Genomic DNA, 15,454 nt, shown 5'->3' with positions numbered 1-15,454 from the left:
CACTTATCAATAAATCGATAATTTTTTGATTGCAAAGGCATTAAATTCATTTTGTGACTTTGTTTTACATTTCAAATTTCATCTCAAAAAACATTCGCACAAAGCCCGTCATCACGCATATTTTTATCTCAATAAACAACCGGCCGAAACTCGTGGTTAAATTGCGGACTTCTCGTCATTGGACTTCCGGATGCGTTCCTTTCGTCTGCCGTGGCGTCGCCAATCGGATGTCTCGCACACCGGGCTGCCGCGTGGCAACAGTCATGCGCGACCCGGCCACACTGTTGCTGCTGCCCCAACCGTGCCAGCAGACGATTCGCTCCCGTCACCGTATGCCGACGACCTGCTCGGCCAGCTCGGGATCGGCGGCCTGGAGCGCGGCGCACGACGTTCGGATCCTTCGTCTCACACTTCCATTGGCGCGCCCGACAGCACCGACGTGCTGATCGATACGTTGCACGCGCAGTATTGGCGCGCGCTGGCCGATCCCCACGCGTCGGTTACCGTGGAATGGGCGTCAACTGCAGGAGAGGCGGAGCCGATCACGCGCACGTCCGCGCCCGATTCGCAGGGCTGTCCGGACCCTCGTCGTGATCATGATTCGATCGAAGCGATGTTGCTTGGCGATCGCACGCTCGAGGACGTATTCGAGCGACTGGATGAGCACAGCGCCTCCTTGCCAGAAGACGAACCCGTTCCCGAGATCCTGCATCTGTTTGCGCCTTCCGATTTTCGAGCGGAGGCCGTGCAGCATCCCCCCGCGCTCACACGGCGCGAACACCACGTGTTGACTATGGACAGCCCGCTGTCCGCGCCCTTGCGCAAGGATGAAGATTGACCCGGCTTACCGCTTCCTGCCCGCCCTCACTCGCTCGTCTGGACAAGATCCCACTCAGCGAGCAGATCGAACAAGTGTCGGCGCGCCTGCGCGCGCAGCCGACCATCGCGTCTCATCGGTGGGCACTGTTTCAGTTGTTGTGCGTCATGGGTGAATGGCCCCGGGCAATCCAGCAGTTGCAGACATGGGCCATGCTCGAACCGATACACACTGCAACCGCGCAGGTCTATCGCGACCTGATCCGTGCCGAATGCCGGCGCAAGCAGGTGATCGAGGGGCTCACGCAGCCAGGCTTCGTATTCGAGCAGCCGGCGTGGATCGACGGATTGTTGAACGCACTGCACCTGGCCGCCTTGGGACGGATCGCCGCAGCCGACGACGCGCGCGAAGCGGCCTTCGATGCCGCTCCGACCGTCGCTGCGCGCATCCCGCAGGGCTCGGTAGCCTGGATCGTCGATAGCGATTCCCGTTTCGGCCCCGTGTGCGAAATCATCGTGGCCGGGCACTATCGCTGGATTCCGTTCGCCGATCTGGCGTCGTGGCATGTGTCGCCGCCGACGAAGGTCGTCGATCTGGTTTGGGCGCCGTGTACGTTCACGCTTGGCGATGGCGCCATCGCTCACGGCTTCATGCCGGCTCGATATCACGGTTCTGAGATCGGCAGCGACGCCGTTCGCATCGGACGCGAAACGACTTGGCGAGAGCACGGCCGAACCGGTGTCACGGCGCTTGGCCAAAAGACCTGGTCAACGGATCGAGGTGACTTCGGACTGTTCGAACTGGCAACCGCGGAGTTCGGCACAGGTATCGGAAGCAGCGCCACGGTCGGAGAGCCGATCAATGAGTGAGAACAGGAAAGCGCCTCGGGCCACCGACTCGCTCGCCGTCCGCACGCCTCGGCGCGCCAATGCGCATTTGATGCCGACCTTGCTCGACCGCCTGCGTGACGATGCACCGCACCGAAGCACCGAAGCGCCGGAGGAATACACGGTCACCCGTAAACAGATGCGCGACATCGTTCAGCGCGATCTCGCGTACCTGCTGAACACAACGAGCATCGAGGATCAGATCGATCGGGGCCGTCATCCGCACGTCGCTGCGTCGACCTTGAACTTCGGCGTGCCGCCCCTTGCGGGCGCCTTCATCGCGTCACGTCATTGGAACGACGTCGAGCAGACGATCCGGCGGGCCATCACCGATTTCGAACCGCGGCTGATTCCGGATTCCCTTGTGGTATCTCCCCGCACCGGCAGCGGCGACGCCGGCGAGCATCACAACGTCCTCGCGTTCGAGGTTCGAGGGCTGATCCACATGGATCCGTACCCACTCGAATTCATGGTGCAGAGTTCGCTGGATCTCGAGACCAGCGAGATTCGCATTACCGGCATGCGCACGGGTTAAGCACCCCACGCCACAACGACAACGAGACCGTTCCGATGGACCCGCGACTGCTCGACTACTACAACCAGGAACTCATCTACATGCGCGAACTCGCGACCGAATTCGCGCATGCACATCCGAAGATCGCCCGCCGTCTCGGCATGCAGGCGGGTGAAGTGGCGGATCCCTACGTCGAGCGCCTGATCGAGTCGTTCAGCTTCATGGCCGCTCGCATGCAGCTCAAGCTCGATGCGGAATTCCCGCGCTTCACCGAACGGTTGCTTGAAGTCGTTTACCCGAATTACGTCGCGCCCACGCCGTCGATTGCCGTTGCACGCCTGCATCCCGGGGGCACGGAAGGTAGCCTTGCCAACGGATATCGGATCGCGCGCGGCACCGCCTTTACGGCCCGCGTTCCCGATGGCGAAAGAACGGCGTGCCGATTCACGAGCGGGCAGGACGTGACGCTCTGGCCGCTGACGATCACCGAGGCCCGCTTGACGGGTGTTCCGCCAGACATCGCCGGCCTCGAGCGCTACGTGCCGCCCGATACGCAGGTGCGCGGCGCATTGCGGCTACGCCTGGCGACGACCGGTGACGTGCGAATTTCCGACCTGAAGGGGCTTGATCGACTTCCCGTCTACCTTGCCGGTGACGAGCAGGTTGCATCCCACCTGTTCGAACTGCTGCATACCGGTGCCGTCGCGTCCGTGATCGGCGCGCCCGGCGAGTTCGGCATCCCGGGGCGTCCGCTCGCAGCGGTGACACGTAACGCAGTCGAGCATGAAGGGCTGCGCACCGACCAGAACCTGCTGCCGCTCACCTGGACGAAGTTCCATGGGCATAACCTGTTGCACGAGTATTTCGCGTGCCCGGCCCGATTCTGGTTCTTTGCGCTGAACGGGCTCGCCGAAGGCTTTTCGGCGGTGCACGGCCGCGAAGTCGAGATCGTCGTGTTGCTCGACCGCTCGCCGGCTCAACTGGCAAACCTCGTGGACGCTTCACGCTTCGCGCTGTTCTGCACACCCGTCATCAACTTGTTCAGCAAGCATACCGACCGGATCGAGATTACGCCGCGAGAAACCGAGTTTCACCTGGTGCCGGCACGGCTCGCACCGCTCGACTACGAGGTGTTTTCGGTGGAGGCCGTGTACGGCCGCGTGGCTTCGACGTCCGCCGAACTCACTTTCCGCCCGCTCTACCAAACACTGAACAACGACGAAGGCAATCACGGTCGCTACTTCTCCGCGCGGCGCGAGCGACGCCTCGTGTCCGATTCGGCTCGTCGTTACGGTACACGCACGCCTTACATCGGCACGGAAGTGTTTCTCTCCCTCGTCGATCAAAACGAGGCCCCCTATAACGAAAACATCCGCTACCTGTCGGTCGATGCACTGCTGACAAATCGCGATCTGGCTACGCTCGTGCCACGCAACGGCATCGACGACCTGGACACGGCCGAATCCGCGCCGGTCGCGAGCATTGGCCTCATCCGCGCGCCCAGCCCTCCGCTGCCGCCCCACGCGGAGCGGGAAATGGCATGGCGCCTGATCCGCCAGCTCAATTTCAACTACCTGCCGCTCGACGATTTCGATCACCGTGAAGGGGGGCAAGGGCTGCGCGACCTGCTGCGCCTGTACGTCGCGGACGGCGATTCCGGACAAGGCCGGCAAGTCGAAAGCCTCGTCGGGGTGAGGACGCGCCCCGTGACCCGCAAGCTGCCGGGAATCGGTCCGATGACATTCGGGCGCGGTATCGAGTGCACACTGACCGTCGACGAGACGGACTTCTCGGGCGTGAGCCCTTACCTGTTCGGTGTGGTCCTCGAACATTGGCTCGCGCGGCACGTATCGATCAACAGCTTCACGCAAACCGAACTGCATTCGATGCAACGAGGTCGCATCGCACGCTGGCCGGTGCGCACGGGCACACGCGGAGTGCTGTGATGAAGCGCGCCACGCTGCCCGCGCAGCTTCGCGACAGCATGCTGTCGCCTGAGCAGCTCGAACGCTTGCAGGCCGAGCCCTGGCGGTTCGGGTTTCTGTCGCTCTTGCGCCGCATCGGCGCGAACCCCGCCATCGATCCGATCGGCACGGCACGCCGGCCAGGCTCGGAACCATTACGGCTTGGCCAGCAGCCGAGCCTCGCCTTTGCCCCGCGAGAAGTCGCAAGCGCGGAACAATCCGCGGGGCGGTTGAAGGTGCGACTTTTCAGTCTCGGGATGCTCGGTCCCCATGGTCCGCTCCCGATCCACTTCACCGAAATCGCGAAGGATCGCCAAGAGAGCCGGCGCGACACGACGACCGTCGATTTTTTCGACATCTTCCATCATCGCTACTTCACGCTGTTCTATCGCGCGTGGGCGTCGGCTCAATCAGCCGCCGGACTCGATCGAACACAAAACGAGCGATTTTCGTTCTACATCGCGAGCCTCGCGGGACTGGACATCGGCGAGATTTCCAGGCGCCCGTTGCCCTCGCACGCGCGCCTCGCCGCCGCGGCGCATCTCGTACGGGAATCGCGCAATCCGGACGGCCTGCGCGCGACGCTCGAACACTACTTCGGCGTGCCGGTCGCGCTTGAAGAGAACGTGTTCCACTGGATCGAAATCGACCCGGCCGACTGCGGCCGAATGGGCCGCCCGGGTGCTGCCGCGACGATGGGACAAGGCGCCATGCTCGGACGTGTCGCGCCAGACCGTCAGCATCGCTTTCGAATCATCATCGGCCCGCTCGATCTGAACGCCTATCTGCGCTTCACGCCTCAAGGCGAGGATCTGCCACAGCTCGTCGAATGGGTACGGGCGTTCGTCGGCTACGAACTGGAATGGGAACTCGAGTTGCGTATCAAGCCGGAGAGTGCGCCGCCGGCGGTGATGGGCGGCCAACAACGCATGGGCTGGTCCGGATGGCTCGGCCGCCCGGACCAGCGCAAACCCATTACCGGCATGCGGTTCGAACCCGAACGTTACGCACGTCATTTCGATCGCCGCCCGACAAGCCCTGGAACCGACCGACCATGAGCAAGAAGCAATCGCCCACCCCTGCGAAGCCGAGCCGCCCCTCCGCGATCGACGCCACGCACTTCGACTGGCTGTTGCCGGTAAGCGACGACGCGCCGTGCGGCTCGGATCTCGAGTATGACCACGATTTCGTGGTCCTTTTTGCTGACGCGGCATCCAGGTCGGACGTGCAGTACGGCGCGTTTGTCGGATCACCTGAACCGCTCAACTGGAGCGAACTCGAGCGCAACTGCCGCCGGCTGATGCTGCGCACGAAGGATATACGTGTCGCGGTGCTCTACGCCCGTTGTCGCACGCGCCTCGGCGGTCCGTCGGGATTGGCGGAAGGAACGGGGCTGCTCGCTGCATGGCTGCAGGCATTTCCCGACAGCGTTCACCCCCAGGCAAGCACGGATGACGATCGCGGCGCCGCGCTGGAAATGCGAATGAATGCCCTGCAGACGATGACGGATCCCGACGGACTGCTTGCCGACGTCCGGGAGATCGTGCTGATGAAATCGACCGCCACGCGCCTGCAGATGCGGGATGTCGAACGCGCTTTCGCCCATCCGCGTTCGGCGGATGCGCTCGCACCGGATTCAGTCATCCAGCAGTTGCGGGATCTGCGGGCGCAACAGCCAGAAATGATGAACGCGTTCGATGAAACGATCTCGAATCTTGCCGCGATCAACATCTGGGGAGCGACTCATCTCGACACGTATCTGCCCGACCTTTCGCCATTGATTCGATTGCTTCAACTGTTGAATGTCGCGGGCACGCACGTCGAGGCAACTTCGGACGTCGCACATGTTTTCGTCGATGACATTGATGGCCAGAATCGAGACGGTGTTCAGCCCGACGGAGAATTCACGTCAATTTCTCCGGATAGCGAATTGTACTCGGGCGCAAACGCACCGCATTCTGCTCCCTGCACCGAACCGATGACCCGCCATGAGGCGCTGATTCTGATCAATACGGCGCGCCAGTGGTTCGAAACGAACGAACCAAGCAGCCCGATCCCGGTATTGCTGAAGCGGGCCGAGCAATTCGTTGGCAAACGCTACGTCGAGGTGGTCAACGCGATTCCGGGTGATCTTCTTGCACAATGGGACCAGATGGATAGCTTGGAATAGCGTAGGAGGTGCCGGCCACCTGCGTCACGCCTGCGCTGCGTGCACGCGCACCAGCGCAGCGAGCGCCTCCTCCGGTGTCGTCGTGCCATACACCCGCTCCGACACGCCGGCCTCGACGTCAATCTGCCCCGCGTTGTGCACGTCGTACAGATCGACGATCAGCTGCGCATGTCGCTCACTAAGGCCCGCGCGCAGCAGCGTCGCGGTCCATGCGTCGCGCGGCAGTTCGCGCGCGACGATCTCGCGGTCCGCGGCCGCGCCGAGCGTCTCCGCGATGTCCCGCACGCTCACGCGCCGCGGGCCTTCGATGCTGACGATGCGCGGCCCGTTGCCGGTTTCCGCGACATCGAGCAGCAGCCGCGCCGCCGCGACGCCCACGTCGGGCGCCCACACCGTCGGAAACACCTTGTCGATTGGATGGTGAAAACTCGGCAGCACGCCGGTGCCAACCGGCAAGATGCGCACCCAGTTCTGGAGATGCTCGGCCGAGCGCAACAGCGTCAGCCGGGTCTGGACCGTCTTCAACTTCTCTTCCAGCAGATGAAACAACCGCGTGATGCCCGTGTTGCCGTCAAGTTCCGCGCCATAGTCCGACAGCGCAAGCAGTGCCGGCGGCGGATTCGCGGCGAGTGCGCCGGTCACGACGTCGAGCGTGCGCGCCATCGTCGCCGCCGGATCGCCGTCGGCGACGGGCACCGGACACAGCATCTGCACGGCTTGCGCGCCGTCGATCGCCGTGGCGATCGCACCTGCATCCGTCAGGTCGGCGATCGCCACTTCGCAGCCGAGTTGCGCGAAACGTTCGCGATGGCGGGCGTCGCGCAGCACCGCGCGCACGGGATGGCCTGCGTGGCGCAGGGTCGTCACGGTCGACGAGCCGACGTTGCCTGATGCTCCGAAAATCACGAACACGATCCGCTCCTGGAGGATGAAGGTGCAGTGATTGTCGGCGTGCGCGAACGGGAAGGCGCGCAGGTGCGGATGATGTGAACAGGAAAGGATGACCGGATGCGGGGCCGCGCTCGGATCGCACGGCCCACCGGTTCGTCAGCGGCTATCGATCCGACGCCGACGCATCGTCCTCGCCGTCATAAGCCAGCCGGAGCCCGCCCCGCGCGCCGGACCGCGCGACCTCCGTCGGCGTCGCGCCCAGCACGCGATTCATCCAGTTCGCCATATGGCTCTGATGTGCAAACCCGGCTTCGAGCGCGATCTGGCTGATGCTGAGCCGGCCTTCGAGCAGCAACGCCTTCGCACGCTCGACCCGGCGCCGCACCACGTACTGATGCACCGGCATCCCGAGCGTCTCGCGAAACAGCACCTTGAAATGCGGCACGCTGATCGACACGAGCGCCGCAAGCTCGGCGAGCGTCATGCGGCGTTCGAGGTTGGCCTCGACATAGTCGATCACGCGCGCCGCCGCCTTCGGCGCGAGCGTCCGCCGGCGCTCGCGGAACACGGGCTGGCCATCGACCAGTCGCGCGACGAGCGCCGTGCACAGGCTCTCCGCATAGAGCGGGTCGGACGCGTCTTCCGCCTCGAGTTCGGCGGCCATCGCCCATGCGATGTGTTGCAGGCGCGGATCGCGCACCTGCAGCCGCCGGCGGATCTGCGCCTGCGACGGCTTCAGCTCGAGTTGCTCGAACGTGCGCCGCACGAACGTGTCGCTGAGCATGACGTGCAGGATCCGGCAGTCGGCGCTGTCCGTCCATTGGCCCGGCAGGCCGGCGGGAATCACGTCGATGTCGCCGTGCGCCTGGATGCGCGACACGCGCTGGCCGTCGCACACGCAATCCGCGCGCACGGGCGAGCCGATATGCACGCCGATGCGGTGATGATCGGCCGCCGGAATCCGGTACGTACCCGCGCGAATCTCCAGCAGCGACGCGCCGAAGCCGCGCCAGCCGAGCCCGCGGCTGGCGCGCAGGCTGACCGGCACGCCGTTGTCGGTCGGCGCGGCGAGAATCGGATCGCTCATGGTTCTTCTCCACCAGATCGTGGGTCGAACGCGCATTGTGACGCTTTTTCCGGCCGTTTGCCGGGCGCGGGCCGCCATTCCCGCAACGAGCAGAAAAAGATCATCCGTTCCTGCTCCGCCGCATCCTTGCGTGCGCGCCGACGGGCGCCGCGGCGCTTACGATGGGCTTCATCCGACACCTACGGAGACCGTCATGCCCCATTCCTGCCCACTGCGCGCGGCGTTCATTCCCTCTTCGCCATCCCGGACAGCCCGCCGTCCTGACGGCCCCGCTCCCCGCAACGACCGGATCGCCTTCGCCGCGCGATGCCTGCGCATGCTCGGCTGGTACCGCCTCGAACGGCTGCTCGCGTCGATTCCCGACTGCAACGACGACTTCGGGATCGTTTGACCGACGGCACACACGGCTCGCACACGCCGCCCGCGTCCCGGCGTGCGCCTACTTGCGCCGCCGTTCGTGCGGCGCGACCGTCGCGCCGTCGATCACCGGCGCGCCCTGCTTGATCAGGAAGTCGCGAAACAGCCCCGTCACCTGCGAGATCCGCCGGTCGGCGAGCGTCACCACATACCATTCGCGCTCGATCGGGTTGCCCGGAAACGGCAGTTGCCCGAGCAGCCCCGTGCGCAACTCGAGTGCACACGCGTGCAACGACAGGAACGCGACGCCGAGCCCCGCTTCGGCCATCTGCTTGATCGCCTCGTTGCTCGACAGTTCGGAGCCCACATGGAAACGGTAGCCGGCCGTCTTGAACAGGCTCTCGACGGTCGAGCGCGTGCCCGCGCCGCGTTCGCGCACGAGCAGGTGCGCGGATTCGAGATCCTTCAGCGCGACGCGCTTGCGCTGCATCAGCGGATGGCCTGGCGCCGCGACGAACACCATCGGATGCTTCGCGAACTCGACCGCGTGCGTGCGCAGTTCCTTCGGTGCGCTGCCCATCACCGCGAGATCGATTTCATGCGTCGCGAGCATGCGAATGATGTCGTCGCGATTGCCGACCTTGAAATAGGTCTTCACGTGCGGTCGCGTCGCGGTGAATTTCACCAGCAGCGGCGGGATCAGGTATTCGGCCGTCGTGATCGCGCCGATCCGCAGCGTGCCGCCGAGGTCGCCCGTCAGCGCGGCCACTTCGTCGCCGGCCTCGCTCCATAGATGCAGGATCTCGCGCGCATAGCGCGCCACGATCTCACCAGCGGCGGTCAGCTGCACGCCGCGCCCCACCCGCTGCAGCAACGCGGCGCCCACCGCCTCCTCGAGCAGCCGAACCTGCAGCGACACGGCCGGCTGCGTCAGGTTCAGCTCCTCGGCCGCGCGCGACACGCTGCCGAGCCGCGCGATCATGTCCAGCGCCTTCAGCTGCCGGAACGTTGCGGTCTTTCCTATAAGTGAATACATATGAGTCGCTTATAAACATTAAATTGTTCGCGTAGGTTCAAAACTATATCGTCGGTTCTTGAGCAATGTCATCCGAATCGTCATCAGCGGGAGCCACAACATGGACCACATCACGCCTACCCTTGCAACGGATCGCGCACCGCGCGTGCCGCGCATCGTGATCGTCGGCGGCGGCGCCGGCGGCCTGCAGCTCGCCACGCGCCTCGGCGACACGGTCGGCCGCCGCGGGCAAGCCGACGTCGTGCTCGTCGACCGCTACCCGACGCACTTCTGGAAGCCGCTGCTGCACGAAGCCGCATCCGGCCATCGCGATCCGGCCTCGCACACGATCGAATACGCGGCGCAGGCGAAGCGCCACGGCTTCCGCTTCGTGCAGGGCGCGCTGCAGCAGGTCGACCGCGCGGCACGCACGGCGACGATCGCGCCGGTGCAGGACGCGGACGGCACGGAGATCCTGCCGCAACGCGAGCTCGGCTACGACGATCTGGTGCTGGCCGTCGGCAGCGTGACGAACTTCTTCAACGTGCCGGGCGCCGCGCGGCACGCGCTACCGCTCGAAAATCTCGACCAGGCCGAGGATTTCCGCCGCAAGTTCCTGGCCGCCTGCACGAAGGCGAACCACCTGGCCGAGCAGCAGCCGGCGCACCGCGCGGCACCGATCTGCATCAACGTGATCGGCGCGGGCGCGACGGGTGTCGAACTGGCCGCGGCGCTGCGCCATGCGATCCAGCAGCTGACGACGTATCGCTTCAAGGCGCTGGTGTCCGCGCGAGACGTGCACATCCGGCTGATCGAAGGCGGCCCGCGCATCCTGCCGGCGCTCGACGCAAGGCTGTCGGCCAGGATGCATACGCAATTGCGCACGCTGAACGTCGACGTGCTGACGGATACACGCGTCGCGGAAGTGGGCGCGGACGCGGTCATGACCGCGACCGGCGAGCGGCTTGCGAGCGACATCACGATCTGGGCGGCCGGCGTCGCGGGCCCCGCGATCCTGCGGGAACTGGGCGACATCGCGCTCAACCGGTCGAACCAGGTGATCGTGACTGACACGCTGCAGACGCCCGACGATCCGCACGTGTATGCATTCGGCGACTGCGCTGCATGCCCGTCGGCCGATGCGAGCGGTTTCCTGCCGCCGCGCGCGCAGGTCGCGCACCAGCAGGCCGTGTATCTCGGCGATGCGCTCGCGCGGCGCCTCGCCGGCAAGCCGGTGTCGGGCTTCACGTTCCGCGATGCGGGCACCGTCGTGTCGCTCGGCCAAGCCGGCGCCGTGTATCAGGCCGACCTCGGCGTGCGTTCGCGCTCGCTGATCGTCGACGGGCTCGCCGCGATCGGGCTGTACAAGTTCCTGTACCGCAAGCATCTGTTCAGCGTGTACGGACTGAAGCGCGCACTGTTCCAATCGCTGAGCCACTGGCTGCAAAGCCGCAACCAGCCGTCGATCAAGCTGCACTGATCGCCGACCGCCACGCGGCATCGCAAGACGGCGTCTCGGGCGCATCTCGCCCGATACGCCGTTTTTTCATCTGCACACATCGGGTGCATTCAATTCGTGCGCGCCTTTGGTGCATCAGATCGAAGCGCGTCGATACGATGCAGATCATCCGGAAAACACGGCCTCACATGCATCCCGCGCCAGCGTTGGCTCACCGCCCCATTCATTAGTCGAATCGTATGAGTCGGATATAAATATTAATTGGTCGCATATTCCGGATCGACGCTAAGGTGTGCGGCATTCCCGTCCGCGAACGGATCGTCACGTCTCAGGAAAGGAATCACCGTGGTCATCGAAGCCATCGTCACCCGTCTCGACGCCGCATTCGCGCAGATCGAAGCGACACCGGATTCGCACGAATCGCGCAACCAGCGCGATGCGATCATCCAGTGGCTCGACAGCGCGTCGGAGCAAGGATATCGACTCGGTCTCGTCACGACGCTGCCTGCCGCCCGGCTCAGCGACATGTTCGAAGGCCAGTTCGGCCGCGCGAACCTCGACCGCTTCTCGGTCGTCGTGACCGACGCAAATCAGAAGGACTCCGCAGCAAATCAGCATCCGTTCGACGTCGCGCTTCAGGCGCTGGGCGTGCCGCCCGAGCGCGCGGTGGCCGTCGCGAGCAGCGAACCGGAACGCCGCGAAGCCGAGACGTTCGGTCTGTCGCGTTGCGTGCGCATCACCGACACGATGCGCTCGATCGCATCGGCAGGCCTGCACTGACCTGAGCACCTGCATACGCGCATCAGAACGGCTCGCGGTTCATCGTGAAGATGCTGCACAACGCGCGCGAGGCGGATTTCCAGACGACGTGCGACGGCGCGACAATTGCCGCGGGAAGCCACGTCTACGATTGCAGGAAATTGAAGTGCTGCTAAGGCTATCCGTGACGCGTCGTCAGTCCACCGGGTAATCGAGATCGTGCCAGCGCTTCGCCGATTTCCCGCCCGAGCCGAGGTGACCGCCGGGGAAGCGCATTACCGCAATCGCGTGAAGCGCCTTCTCGTCGAGCGCGGCGTCGCCGCAACTGCGCCTGACCTTGAGATCGCGGACACGCCCGTGCTCGTCGAGCCAGACACGCACGATCACGCGCCTTCTCGACGTACCGTTCTGCACGCCGCGTGACAGCAGGCGGTCCATCAGCGACATGAAATTCTCCGTGAAGGTCGAATGCGTCGGTTATCGCGGCGTCAATGCTGGACGGCCGCGCTTTTGTGCGCCGTCCGCACGGCCTTCGGCTTCGCGACGACGGGCGCCTTCGGATCGATGCCGACCGCATGCTCGACCTTGCGGGTCTTCGCGGGCGCTGCGTGCGCCTTCGATACGGGTTTCGCGTCGGCGTGCACTGCGGCCGGCGCATTCGACCGCGAAGAACCGGTTTGCCGCCCCGGCTTCACGGCCGTCACGCCGCTCGCCGCCGCGGGCGAATGCTTGATCTGATGTGCGTATTCCTTGACGTCGTGGTCGCTCATCCACGATTCCGTATAGGCCGCCGACGCGGACTGCGACAGGTTGAGATACGCGACCGAGGCGACGAGAAAAGCACGAATTTGCGTGCGACGATTGAATGCGGTAATGACGAATGCTCCTTGCGAACTGGCTCGACGCCCGGTATCGGCGCCGTCGTGGCGGCACGATAAATGAGCGCATTCGGCATCGCAAGCGTCTGACGGGTGATCCAAACGATTCTTGACGTTTGAACGATCGATCCGGTGCGCGAGACCGCTCACGCAGCGCGTTCGACCGCGTCGGACATGCCGATGTCGTCGCGCCTGCGGGGCCTCGGCGGCTTGCCGAACTTGGGCCCGCCGGCGGTGTCGAACGTGCATCGCCGGAGAATCACATGAAACGCGCCGCTCCCTTCGCCATCCTGATCCTGCTTGCCGCCGTCGGCTTGCCGGCGGTCGCCGGCACCGCGGCGGACAATGCCGCCGCGCCGGTTGCGCAGCAAGCGAGAAACTGCGTGCCGTCCTCGACGTCCGCCGGCACCGCGCCCGGCTCCCGCGCGGCATCAAAAGCGCCGCCGATCCGCATCTGTGTCGGCGATTCCGATACGCAGCTGAACCTGCCGTGGTTCCTGACCGACGTCCTCACCGCCGTGGACACGCATCAATCGCCCCGCGACCTGCTCCACAAGATGCGCAACGACTTCTGAAGCACGGCCGCCGGAAATGACGCGCGGCGCAAATATTTCTCACCAAGCATCAATCTCGATAGTTATCTACATTTTGGATAGCAATATTTCGTAATAAGGTGGGACACGCCTTATACTTGCCGCGCACCATCCTCGTGCCAAGAGACGGTGACTTCTGTCCCGGCTGCATACCGATGCGGCCGGGTTTTTTTTGGGCGTGCGATACCGTTATACATGCGTTGTCGATGTATGTTACGAGAAAGCGCCTCGAATCCTGTGCCCGCCGCGCTGTCGCTTCGTGCGTTTCGCGAGCGTAGAATCGATTTGCGTCCCGATATGGGCGCGAGCCGCGGTGCCCCGGCCAGGCACGGCGAATGCCTCGCGCCAAGTCATCGACCGGTTCGACCTGCATTCACATGCGCACAACAACAAGTACGACCCGAGGACCCTCCGCGCTCGCACCGCGCCCGAAGCCCGCGTTCCAGCGCAGCGGCGCGTGGCCGCATGTCGTCTTCCCCGGCGCCCTGATCGCCTGCATTCTCGTGTTCATGCTGGCGCTCGTCGTTGCAGGGCGCCTGGCGCGCGACTCGATTGCACGGCACGAACGCGACGTCGCGAACGACATCGTGATATCGGTCGACCGCATCCTCGACGGGATTCGCTCGCGGCACCCGAATGAGTTGAACGCGCTGGTCGGGCGGCCCTGCACGACGATCTTCAGGACGCTCGCCGAAGTGGGCACTCACCTGCGCTATCTTCGGGCCGTCGCGCTGGCGAATGGCGGTCGTGTCACATGCTCGTCTGCGCTGGGAGAGATCGACGTCCCGCTCGACGCGTATATTCGCGCGCCAGCGCCGGGGATGACGGCCATCACGCTGCTCCGGCAAACGCCGTTTCAGCAGCACGTTCCGGTGCTGGCGGCGTTTCGTGCGACCGCGCCCGACTCCGGCGTCCTTTATGTGGTCGAGGGCGACTATGTGGCGGACATGCTCGCGCACGGGACCCGCTTCGGGGCGGAAACGGCCACGCTGTCGATCGAGGGCGCGGGCAGCATCGATCAGCATGGTGCGTTCGTGCCGTCATTCAGCGCGGCGCCGGCCACAGGCAGCAAAATCGCGTCGAACGCGTGGCCGTTCACGGTCTCGGTCACCTCGGCGGAACCCTACGTTTCGCAGGTGCAGCGGCGCTACCGACTCATCTGCCTGACGATCGCGCTGCTGGTCAACGGCCTCGTCGCGGCCGCGTACCTGCTCGCAATAGCGCCGCGCCGGCTGTTGCTGAAGGCCGTTCGCAATGCGCTGAAGCGCAACGAATTTCATGTCGTCTACCAGCCGATCGTCGACGTCGAAACGCGCCGGACCGTCGGCGTCGAGGCGCTGCTGCGCTGGCACCATCCGAAATGGGGGGCCATCAGTCCGGCCGTGTTCGTGCCGCAGGTCGAGTCGAGTGCGGTCCTGCCGAAGGTGACCGAGTTCGTGCTTCGGACGGCCGTATCGGAACTGACCGCACTCGCGCCATCGATGCCGCTGCGCATCGCGATCAACGTCGCGCCGAAGGATCTCGAACGCGCCCGCTTCGTGTCCGTCGTCGAAGACACGATCGGCCGGCTTCCACCGGGTTGCACGCTGGTGCTCGAAGTGACCGAGCGCATCCTGCTCGAGAAGAATCCGCGCACCACCGAGATGTTCGCCACGCTGCGCGCGAAAGGCGCGAAGTTCGCGATCGACGACTTCGGCACGCATCACAGCAACCTCGACATGCTGTCGCGCTTTCCGTTCGACTACGTGAAGATCGATCGACAGTTCATCTCGCAGCTCACGACGGGCAACGCGAAACTGATCGAAGGAATCGCGGCGGTCGCCCACCACTACGGCCTTAAGATCATTGCCGAGGGCGTGGAGACGGAAGAGCAGCATCGCGCGCTGCATGCGGTCGGGATTCAGTACGCGCAGGGTTATCTGTATCAGCGGCCACGGCGAGCGGAACACCTGAAGCGGAATTTCGCGCCGATGCCGGCTTGAATACCGCAGTGGCGCGGAACGCTCGGCAGACGAATACGTGACGCACTCGCGTCGTCCGGTCTGCACGCGACGCCGGTGCCT

The 15,454-nt window shown here is 64.7% G+C and carries 16 protein-coding genes; 11 read left to right on the top strand and 5 right to left on the bottom strand.

Annotation, left to right across the window (positions count from 1 at the left end; translation table 11 throughout):
* Positions 1-190 precede the first annotated feature (190 nt).
* From HWX25_RS19270 to HWX25_RS19245, 6 genes are read left to right on the top strand one after another with little or no spacing between them, the layout of a single operon-like run.
* Entirely contained in the window at positions 191-838 is a 648-nt protein-coding gene (locus HWX25_RS19270; protein ID WP_175909755.1) for a TagK domain-containing protein, read from the top strand.
* Positions 835-1,686 (top strand): type VI secretion system accessory protein TagJ, encoded by an 852-nt coding sequence (locus HWX25_RS19265; RefSeq protein WP_175909753.1) that lies wholly within the window; start codon positions 835-837, stop codon positions 1,684-1,686. Before HWX25_RS19270 ends, HWX25_RS19265 begins: the two co-directional genes overlap by 4 nt.
* Positions 1,679-2,239 carry a type VI secretion system baseplate subunit TssE gene (gene tssE, locus HWX25_RS19260; protein WP_175909751.1) on the top strand — a complete coding sequence of 187 codons (561 nt, stop codon included), beginning with the start codon at positions 1,679-1,681 and terminating at the stop codon, positions 2,237-2,239. The genes HWX25_RS19265 and tssE overlap by 8 nt, the downstream gene beginning before the upstream one ends.
* A 35-nt stretch (positions 2,240-2,274) precedes the next feature.
* Positions 2,275-4,164, top strand: a complete 1,890-nt coding sequence (gene tssF, locus HWX25_RS19255) for a type VI secretion system baseplate subunit TssF (protein ID WP_175909911.1) — start codon at positions 2,275-2,277, stop codon at positions 4,162-4,164.
* The gene (gene tssG / locus HWX25_RS19250) at positions 4,164-5,240 is read left to right on the top strand and encodes a type VI secretion system baseplate subunit TssG (RefSeq protein WP_175909749.1); all 1,077 of its coding nucleotides are present in this window, start codon (positions 4,164-4,166) and stop codon (positions 5,238-5,240) included. The genes tssF and tssG overlap by 1 nt, the downstream gene beginning before the upstream one ends.
* The gene (locus HWX25_RS19245; RefSeq protein ID WP_175909747.1) at positions 5,237-6,352 is read left to right on the top strand and encodes a type VI secretion system ImpA family N-terminal domain-containing protein; all 1,116 of its coding nucleotides are present in this window, start codon (positions 5,237-5,239) and stop codon (positions 6,350-6,352) included. Before tssG ends, HWX25_RS19245 begins: the two co-directional genes overlap by 4 nt.
* A gap of 24 nt (positions 6,353-6,376) precedes the next feature.
* On the opposite strand, the gene HWX25_RS19240 is transcribed toward HWX25_RS19245, so the two are convergent.
* Together HWX25_RS19240 and HWX25_RS19235 are read right to left on the bottom strand one after the other, a co-directional pair.
* Positions 6,377-7,264, bottom strand: coding sequence for an NAD(P)H-binding protein (locus HWX25_RS19240; protein ID WP_175909745.1), 888 nt, complete (start codon positions 7,262-7,264; stop codon positions 6,377-6,379).
* Between the two features lie 142 nt (positions 7,265-7,406).
* A complete protein-coding gene (locus HWX25_RS19235) occupies positions 7,407-8,330 on the bottom strand; it encodes an AraC family transcriptional regulator (RefSeq protein WP_175909744.1) in 924 nt (307 codons plus the stop codon).
* 193 nt (positions 8,331-8,523) lie between these two features.
* Between HWX25_RS19235 and HWX25_RS19230 the strand changes: the two genes are divergently transcribed.
* Positions 8,524-8,721, top strand: coding sequence for a hypothetical protein (locus tag HWX25_RS19230; RefSeq protein ID WP_175909743.1), 198 nt, complete (start codon positions 8,524-8,526; stop codon positions 8,719-8,721).
* A gap of 48 nt (positions 8,722-8,769) precedes the next feature.
* On the opposite strand, the gene HWX25_RS19225 is transcribed toward HWX25_RS19230, so the two are convergent.
* Positions 8,770-9,723: a LysR family transcriptional regulator gene (locus HWX25_RS19225; RefSeq protein WP_059533632.1), complete on the bottom strand. Its 954-nt coding sequence runs from the start codon at positions 9,721-9,723 to the stop codon at positions 8,770-8,772.
* Positions 9,724-9,823: 100 nt separating this feature from the next.
* Between HWX25_RS19225 and HWX25_RS19220 the strand changes: the two genes are divergently transcribed.
* Together HWX25_RS19220 and HWX25_RS19215 are read left to right on the top strand one after the other, a co-directional pair.
* A complete protein-coding gene (locus HWX25_RS19220; RefSeq protein ID WP_175909742.1) occupies positions 9,824-11,182 on the top strand; it encodes an NAD(P)/FAD-dependent oxidoreductase in 1,359 nt (452 codons plus the stop codon).
* A gap of 324 nt (positions 11,183-11,506) precedes the next feature.
* Complete coding sequence (locus HWX25_RS19215; RefSeq protein ID WP_175909741.1) at positions 11,507-11,941, top strand: phosphatase; 435 nt, start codon at positions 11,507-11,509, stop codon at positions 11,939-11,941.
* Positions 11,942-12,115: 174 nt separating this feature from the next.
* Here HWX25_RS19215 and HWX25_RS19210 read toward each other — a convergent pair whose 3' ends face one another.
* Positions 12,116-12,367 (bottom strand): energy transducer TonB, encoded by a 252-nt coding sequence (locus tag HWX25_RS19210; RefSeq protein ID WP_059447486.1) that lies wholly within the window; start codon positions 12,365-12,367, stop codon positions 12,116-12,118.
* A gap of 41 nt (positions 12,368-12,408) precedes the next feature.
* The gene (locus tag HWX25_RS19205) at positions 12,409-12,690 is read right to left on the bottom strand and encodes a transcriptional regulator (RefSeq protein ID WP_175909740.1); all 282 of its coding nucleotides are present in this window, start codon (positions 12,688-12,690) and stop codon (positions 12,409-12,411) included.
* A 371-nt stretch (positions 12,691-13,061) separates the two neighbouring features.
* Here HWX25_RS19205 and HWX25_RS19200 point away from each other — a divergent pair, with 371 nt between their 5' ends.
* A complete protein-coding gene (locus tag HWX25_RS19200; RefSeq protein WP_059818345.1) occupies positions 13,062-13,373 on the top strand; it encodes a hypothetical protein in 312 nt (103 codons plus the stop codon).
* A 353-nt stretch (positions 13,374-13,726) separates the two neighbouring features.
* On the top strand, positions 13,727-15,373 hold the full coding sequence (locus HWX25_RS19195; RefSeq protein WP_175909739.1) for an EAL domain-containing protein: 1,647 nt from the start codon (positions 13,727-13,729) through the stop codon (positions 15,371-15,373).
* The last annotated feature ends 81 nt before the right edge of the window (positions 15,374-15,454 follow it).

Source organism: Burkholderia sp. BCC1640 (genome assembly GCF_902833125.1).
GTDB classification, from domain to species: domain Bacteria; phylum Pseudomonadota; class Gammaproteobacteria; order Burkholderiales; family Burkholderiaceae; genus Burkholderia; species Burkholderia diffusa.
The sequence above is the reverse complement of the archived record's forward strand: the minus strand, read 5'-3'. Positions and strand labels throughout refer to the sequence as shown.